At 77.3% G+C, this 6,005-nt stretch carries 6 protein-coding genes; all 6 read right to left on the bottom strand.

From position 1 onward, the window contains the following. A partial coding sequence (locus V6U79_RS29600) for an SDR family NAD(P)-dependent oxidoreductase (protein WP_334616707.1) occupies window positions 1-447 on the bottom strand: 447 nt, incomplete at its 3' end. After that, complete coding sequence (locus V6U79_RS29595) at window positions 444-1,958, bottom strand: PfkB family carbohydrate kinase (protein ID WP_334616706.1); 1,515 nt, start codon at window positions 1,956-1,958, stop codon at window positions 444-446. The genes V6U79_RS29595 and V6U79_RS29600, both read right to left, overlap by 4 nt. Before the next feature lie 11 nt (window positions 1,959-1,969). Further along, on the bottom strand, window positions 1,970-2,629 hold the full coding sequence (locus V6U79_RS29590; RefSeq protein WP_334534236.1) for a D-sedoheptulose-7-phosphate isomerase: 660 nt from the start codon (window positions 2,627-2,629) through the stop codon (window positions 1,970-1,972). Beyond that, window positions 2,629-3,846, bottom strand: coding sequence for a glycosyltransferase (locus V6U79_RS29585; protein ID WP_334534233.1), 1,218 nt, complete (start codon window positions 3,844-3,846; stop codon window positions 2,629-2,631). Before V6U79_RS29585 ends, V6U79_RS29590 begins: the two co-directional genes overlap by 1 nt. Next, window positions 3,831-4,805: a glycosyltransferase gene (locus tag V6U79_RS29580; protein ID WP_334534231.1), complete on the bottom strand. Its 975-nt coding sequence runs from the start codon at window positions 4,803-4,805 to the stop codon at window positions 3,831-3,833. The genes V6U79_RS29585 and V6U79_RS29580 overlap by 16 nt, the downstream gene beginning before the upstream one ends. Next, the coding region (locus tag V6U79_RS29575; protein WP_334616704.1) for a glycosyltransferase family 9 protein at window positions 4,802-6,005 on the bottom strand (1,204 nt) is incomplete at its 5' end. The genes V6U79_RS29580 and V6U79_RS29575, both read right to left, overlap by 4 nt.

Below are 6,005 nucleotides of genomic sequence, written 5' to 3'. Positions count from 1 at the left end.
CTTCGCCGCGCAGTACGCGGTGGCGTCGGAGACGGCCTTGATCCCCAACGTCGACGCCACCGTGACGATGCTGCCGTGGGACGCCTCCAGGTAGGGCAGCGCCGCCCGAACCACCGCCACCGTGGCGAGCAGGTCCACCGCGACGATCCGCTCCCAGGTCTCCCGGGGCACGTCGACCAGCTTGCCGGGCACGTCCATGCCGGCCGCGGTGACCACGCCGTCGAGACCGCCGGAGCGCTCGGCGAGCTGCCGGGTGGCCTCCTCGGCGGCCCGGGTGTCGGCCAGGTCGCACTCCACCCACGGCACCCCGTCGCCGGGGCGGTGCCGGTCCAGCACGAGTGGCCGTCCGCCGGCCCGGGCCACCGCGGTCACCACCGCCGCACCGAGCCCACTGGAGCCGCCGGTGACCAGGACGGTCGGGCCGGCACCGGGTGCACTGCTGGTCATCGGGCTCCCTCCGCAGTCGGTTGGTCCACGTCGCCCTGCTCGACAGGGGCGAGCGGGGTGCCGCCGGTGTGACGTGGACCGGTGGACGCGGCCGCGCGGCCCCCGCCACGGGCCGCCGCGATCAGGTCGGTGGTGGAGCGGCCGTCCAGGTAGGGCACCACCACGGTGTGCCCGCCCCAGCGGCGCAGCACCTCCGCCTCCGGCAGGGTCGGCTCGTCGCCGCCGCCGGTGGCGTAGTCGCCGCCCTTGACCCAGATGTCCGGGCGCAGCCAGCTCAGCGCGGCGTGCGGCGTCGGCTCGTCGAAGACCAGCACCGCGTCCACGCAGCCCAGAGCCGCGAGCAGCCGGCTGCGGTCGCCCTGGGACACCACCGGCCGGTCCGGCCCCTTGAGGCCGGCGACGCTGGCGTCGGAGTTCAGGCAGACGATCAGGCAGTCGCCGAGCTGCCGGGCGGCCTGCAAGGTGGCCACGTGACCGGCGTGCAGCAGGTCGAAGCAGCCGCCCGTGGCGACCACGGTGCCGCCGGCCGCCCGTACCTCGGCGACCACCGCGCCGGCCGCGGCGGCTCCGATCCGCTGGTCGCCACCGCCGGCCACCACCGGCGGGAGCGCCCGGACCTGCGGCGGCAGCGCCGTCGCCACTCCCCCGCCGGCCACGTACGCCGACGCCTCCGCGACCGCCTCCTGCACCGCCTCGGAGACCAGCGCTCCCCGGGCGAGGGCGATCCCGGCGGCGGAGGCGAACCGGTCCCCGGCCCCGCAGGTGTCCCCCTCGGCGCTGACCGGCGCCGAGACCACCAGCGGGGTGGCCCCGGCGTGGCAGAGCAGGGCGCCGTCGCCGCCCAGGGTCACCGCGACCGCGCCGGCCCGCCACCGCTCGCGCAGCCCCTGGGCGCCCCAGGCGGCGGCGGCCAGCCGGGGGCCGCCGGGCGGGACCTCGGTCAGCTCGCGGACCTCCGCCTCGTTCGGGGTGGCCAGGGTGATCCCGGGCACCGCCGCCGGGCCGCGCGGGTGCGGGTCCCAGACCACCGGCGCCCGGGTCGCGGCGAGGGCGGCGCGCAGCGCCGGCTGCCGGGCCACGCCCCGGCCGTAGTCGCTGACCAGCACCGCGGACGCTCCGGCGATCAGCCGGAGCACCGCCTCGTGCGGCGGCCCCGGCTCGGCGGCCGACCCGCCCCGGTCGTGCCGCAGCAGCACCCGGCCCCGGGCCCGCAGCCGGATCTTCTCCGGGGTGGCCCCGAGCAGCGGCAGCGCGTACACCTGCACCCCGGCGGCGGTGAGCAGGGCGGTGAGCCGGGCGCCACCGGCGTCGTCGGCGAGGGCCGTCACCAGCGCCACCTCGGCGCCCTGCGCGGCGGCGAAGACCGCGGCCAGCCCGGCCCCACCGGGGCGGTCGGCGTGGTCGGTCTCGTCGAGCACCGGCACCGGGGAGTCCGGGCAGAGCCGGTTCACCACCCCCTCGACGTCGCGGTCCAGCAGGGTGTCGCCGACGACCACCAGCGGTCCGCGCACGGTCGGCCTCCTCATCCCGCCTCAACCCGCGGGCCGCCGCCGTCGAGCACCACCTCGACGCCGGTCCGCACGGCGGCGGTGGGGGGCGCGGGCACCGTGGGCAGGATCCGGTCGACGTACTCGCAGAGCACGTGGGTGGCGACCAGGTGCAGCTCCTGCACCACCTGGCTCTCCGGTGAGGCGACGGCGAGCGCCTCGTGGCACGCCTCGGCGAGCGGGTTCGGCGTCGGACCGGTGAAGGCCCAGCAGCGCAGCCCGGCCTCCCGACCGGCCCGGGCGGCGGCGAGGAGGTTCGGGCTGGCGCCGCTGGTGGACATCAGCAGCAGGATGTCGCCCTGGCGGCCGTGGGCGCGGACCTGGCGGGCGAAGATCTCGTCGTAGCCGTAGTCGTTGCCGATGGCGGTCAGCGCGGAGGTCTCGGCGTGCAGTGCGATCGCGGAGTACGGTTCGCGGTCGTCGCGCAGCTTGCCGACCAGTTCGGCGGTGAGGTGCTGCGCCTCGGCGGCGCTGCCGCCGTTGCCGGCGACGAGCAGCCGGCCGCCGCCGGAGAGCGTCCCGGCCAGCTCGGCGCCCCACCGGGCGAGCAGTTGCTCGGAGGCGCGGAACGGCAGCAGCGCCTCGGCGAGCAGGGACAGGTGCCCGGCCAGCACCCCGGTGTCCGTCGCGGTCATCAGGCGACCACCCCGGTGGGCCGGCGCACCGCGGCCACCTCGCCGTACACCTCGGCCAGCCGCTCCGCGGCCGTCGCCCACGAGTAGCTGCGCCGGGCCCGCTGCAACGCGGCCGTGGCGTACCCGAAGCGGCGGATGCGGTCGGTGAGCAGGCGCTGGATCGCGGTGCCGAGCGCCCGCGGGTCCCGGGCGGGAACCAGGTCGCCGGTCACCCCGTCGACGACGGTGTCCCGGATGCCGCCCACCGCGGTGCCCACCACCGGCACCCCGCAGGCCATCGCCTCCAGCGGGGTCAGCCCGAACGGCTCGTACCAGGGGGCGGCGACCAGCACGTCCGCCGAGCGGTACCAGCGGCCCATCTCCTCCCGGGGGACCGCGCCGACCAGTCGCACCCGGTCGGCCACCCCGCAGGTGGTGGCGAGCGCGCGCAGCCGCCGGGCGTACGCGTCGGTCTCCAGCAGCCCGGCGGGCGGACCGCCCACCACGACGCACTCGGCGTCGGGCACCAGCGCCATCGCCCGGATCACCGTCTGGAAGCCCTTGCGTTCGACCAGCCGGCCGACGGTGAGGATGCGGGGCCGGTCGGGTTCCCGCTCGACGGCGGCACCGAGCGGGGCGAAGGTGGCGAGGTTGACCCCGGACGGGACGACCGTCATCCGGGACCGGGGCACGCCGAGCCGGACCAGCTCGCCGACCTCGTCCTGGCACTGCGCGATCACCCGGTCGACCGAGCGCCCCAGCTCCCGCTCGTACGCGATCCGCCGGGCCGGGCTGGTGTCCTGGACGCCCTGGTGGCGACGCTTGACGGCGCCCAACGCGTGGTACGTCTGCACCACCGGCACCCCGGTCTGCCGGCCGGCGGTGAGCGCGGCGAGTCCGCTCATCCAGAAGTGCGCGTGGATCACCTCGGGCACCCAGTCCCCGCCCCGCCACCGCTGGGTCAGCCACCGGCTGAACTCCTTCATGTGTGGCAGCAGGGCGTCCTTGGCCAGCGGTTCGGCCGGCCCGGCCGGGACGTGCACCACGTCGTAGCCGTCCGGGGCGCGGACGGTCACCGGCAGGTCGACCGCGTCGCGGCGGGTGTAGACCCGCACCTCGTGTCCGGCGGCCACCAGCGCGGCGGAGAGCTCGGCGACATGGGTGTTCTGCCCACCGGCGTCCTCACCACCCAGCACGGCGAGGGGGCTGGCGTGCTCGGAGATCATCGCGATGCGCATACTTCCTCCTCCAGCAGGCGGTCCCAGTCGGCGAGGAAACGGTCCAGGCCGTAGCGGGCCCGGGCGGCGGCACGCGCCTCGACCCCGGCCCGGCGGGCCTCGGCGGGCCGCGCCACGAACCGCTGCGCGGCCTCCACCAGGACGTCGACCCGGGTGGAGAGCGCCCCGGCCCCCGGCGGCACGGCTTCGACGGCCTCGGTGGTGGCCAGCGCGACGACCGGCATGCCCATGGTCATCGCCTCGATCAGGCTCAGCCCGAGCGAGGTCCAGCGGCACAGGTGCAGGTACGCCCGCCGCCGGGCCAGCTCGGTGTGCATCCGGTGCTGCGGCACGTCGTCGTGGCTGGTCAGCCGGTCCGCGGGCAGGCCGAGGTGGTCGGCGAGCCCGGCCACCCGCATGCCGAAGACGTCCAGCGGGGCGATCTCGGCGAACCGGGTCAGCAGGTCGGTGCCGGTGACGCGCCAGCGGCGCACCGGTTCGTTGATGACCACGGCGAGCCGGTCCAGCTCCCCGGTCCACTCCACCGCCGGCGGCACCACCCCGTGCTCGACGACGGCGGTGCGGGTGCCGCCGTTGTCCCAGAAGAGTTCGTTGAAGTGGGTGACGTGGGTGAGCAGCAGGTCGTCCCGGTCGGCCATCGGGTGCCGGGTGTTCGGCACGTCGCCCTTGGGGGTGTTGTGCTCGACGTAGACCGCCGGCACCTCCCGGCCGATCCGCCGGCCGAGCCAGTCGCAGGCCAGGTCGAACTCCTCCGGGCGTTGCAGCAGCACCAGGTCGACCTCCTCGCGGCGCAGCTGCTGCGGGGTCACCTCGACGGCGCTGTCGGGCCAGGGGTAGGTGCGGGCCCGACCGAGCCCGTACGGCCCCCGGTCGGGGGTGACGGGCACCAGGTAGCGGTGCTTGCCGTGCACGAAGGAGGTGGTCCAGGAGCCGTGCACGTGCCACACCAGGATGTTCATCGGGCGCTCCCACCGCCGGCGGCCACCACGGGCCCGGCGTCGGCCCGCGCCGCCGGGCGGTCCCCGGGTACGCCGAGCAGGCGTACCGCGTCGAGGACGTGACCCGGCTCGATGCCGGACAGGCAGGGGTGTCCGGGCACCGGGCAGCGGGTGGCCCGGGTGTCGCGGCAGGGTGCGGCGGCGTCGCCGAGGCGTACCGCCGGCACCCGGTAGGGCCCCCACTGTCCGTACGGGACGGTGGGGGCGAAGAGGCTCACCACCGGCACGTCCAGCGCGACGGCGAGGTGCGCCGGCCCGGTATTGCCGACCACCAGCGCCGCGGCGTCGGTGAGCACCGCGGCGAGGTCGGCCAGTCCGGTGCGCCCGCCGAGGTCGACGCCGGCGTCCCCGGCGACCCGGGCGGTCAGCTCGGCCTCGCCGGGGCCGCCGGTGACCGCCACCCGGTAGCCGGCGGCGGTGAGCTCCCGGACGATCCGGGCGGCCAGCTCCGGCGGGCAGGCCCGGGTCTGGACCGCCGAGCCGGGATGGACCACGACGTATCCCGGCCCGCCGAGCCCGACCGGGGCCGGTGGCAGCCCGTCGGGGCGGATCCGCAGCCCCGGGTCGTCGCCGGCGGGCAGCGCGTAGCCGGCGGCGGCGGCGAGGGCGAGGGCGCGTTCGGGTTCGGGCACGCCGGCCGGCACCCGGTGCCGGGTGTCGAGCAGGGTGCCGGGGTAGTCGTCGCTGATCGCGCTGATCCGGGCCACCCCGGCGAGGCGGAGCAGCAGGGCGAGGGGCAGCGGCGACTGGTGGAAGGAGGTGAAGATGACGGCCTCGTCGGCGCCGACGGTGGCGAGTAGGTCGGTGAGGCGGCGGATGTCGGCGGGGTCGACGGGCGCGGGGTCGCCGTCGATCCAGGGCAGCGGCCACTCGAGGAGCGCGTCGACACCGGGCAGCAGGGCGGCGGCGGCCCGGCCCCGGGGGCCGTGGAGCAGGACGACCCGCTCCGCGCCGGCGGCGACGGCTCGGATGGCGGGGCCGGTGACCAGGACGTCGCCGGCGGAGTCGCTGCGTACGACGAGCACCGTGCCGGCGCGCCGGGGCCGGGGGGCGGGGTGCAGCGCGGCCCGCCGGCGCAGGATCTCCTCGATGGCCGCCGGCAGGTCGGGGGCGACGTGCGGGGCGGCGGACACCTCCTCGGGCCGGGTGACCGGGGTGGGC

This window comes from Micromonospora psammae (genome assembly GCF_036902725.1).
In the GTDB taxonomy this organism is placed as follows: Bacteria; Actinomycetota; Actinomycetes; order Mycobacteriales; family Micromonosporaceae; genus Micromonospora.
Note: the sequence above shows the minus strand (reverse complement) of the source record. Positions and strands in the feature narration are given on the sequence as shown.

Bases quoted from the DNA above. Each gene is read 5' to 3' on its own strand.
- V6U79_RS29590 (WP_334534236.1), bottom strand. From the start codon at position 2,629: ATGACCGCGACGGACACCGGGGTGCTGGCCGGGCACCTGTCCCTGCTC.
- V6U79_RS29585 (WP_334534233.1), bottom strand. From the start codon at position 3,846: ATGCGCATCGCGATGATCTCCGAGCACGCCAGCCCCCTCGCCGTGCTG.
- V6U79_RS29580 (WP_334534231.1), bottom strand. From the start codon at position 4,805: ATGAACATCCTGGTGTGGCACGTGCACGGCTCCTGGACCACCTCCTTC.